The sequence below is a fragment of the Streptomyces sp. NPDC020965 genome, assembly GCF_044333555.1.
Classification (GTDB): Bacteria; Actinomycetota; Actinomycetes; order Streptomycetales; family Streptomycetaceae; genus Streptomyces.
This window is the reverse complement of record NZ_JBIRRE010000043.1, coordinates 1-1,049: the sequence shown is the minus strand read 5'-3', so window position 1 is coordinate 1,049 and position 1,049 is coordinate 1. Positions and strand designations below refer to the sequence as shown.

1 protein-coding gene is annotated in these 1,049 nt (G+C 66.8%); it reads right to left on the bottom strand.

The genetic code is table 11. The features are described 5' to 3' along the window. Positions 1–1,049, bottom strand: a 1,049-nt coding sequence (locus ACH4S7_RS36540) for an amino acid adenylation domain-containing protein (protein ID WP_398525746.1), incomplete at both ends; no start/stop codon positions are given.

Sequence of the window (1,049 nt, the reverse complement as noted above, 5' to 3'; positions counted from 1 at the left end):
GGTGGTGGTTGTGGGGGTGGGGAGGGCGTTGTGGTCGAGTTTGCCGTTGATGTTGGTGGGGAGTGCGTGGAGGTTGGTGATGGTGGTGGGGATCATGTAGTCGGGGAGGGTGGTGGTGAGGGTGTTGCGTAGTGCGGTGGGGTTGGCGGTGCCGGTGGTGTAGGCGTGGAGGGTGTTGTCGCGGACGATGACGGTGGCGGCGGTGACGTCGGGGTGTGTGGTGAGTGTGGTTTCGATTTCGCCGAGTTCGATGCGGTAGCCGCGGATTTTGATTTGGTGGTCGGCGCGGCCGAGGTATTCGATGTGGCCGTGGGTGTTCCAGCGGGCGAGGTCGCCGGTTCGGTACATGCGGGTGCCGGCGGGGCCGTGGGGGTTGGCGGTGAAGCGTTCGGCGGTGAGGGCGGGTTGGCCGAGGTAGCCGCGGGCGTTTTGGGTGCCGGTGAGGTAGAGCTCGCCGGTGATGCCGGGGGGTACGGGGTGGAGGTGGTGGTCGAGGATGTGGGCTTGGCTGTTGTCGAGGGGGCGTCCGATGACGGGGGTGTCGGAGTCGGTGATGCGGGCCATGAGGGCGTCGACGGTGAATTCGGTGGGCCCGTAGTAGTTGACGGTCTCGACGTCGGTGTAGGCGCTGAGTTCGGTCCACAGCGCTGGGGGTACGGCTTCGCCACCGAGGAGGAACAGCGGCGGGCGTCGGGTTCCGGTGAGGAGTCCGGCGTCGATGAGCTGTCGGGCGTAGGACGGGGTGACGTCGAGGGCGTCGATCTCCTTGGTCTGGACGTAGTTGACGACGGCTTCGGCGTCGCGGCGTTCGTATTCGTCCAGGATGTGGAGTTCGTGTCCGGCGACGAGCCAGAGCAACTGCTCCCAGGAGGAGTCGAAGGAGAAGGACGCGGTGTGGAGGGCGCGGATGCGGCGGCCGAGGCGTTCGGCGACGGGCCGGTACAGCTCGCGTTCGTGGTCGCGGTAGAGGTTGGTGAGTCCGCCGTGGTGGAGGACGACACCCTTCGGCCGTCCGGTCGACCCCGACGTATAGATCACATAGGCCGCGT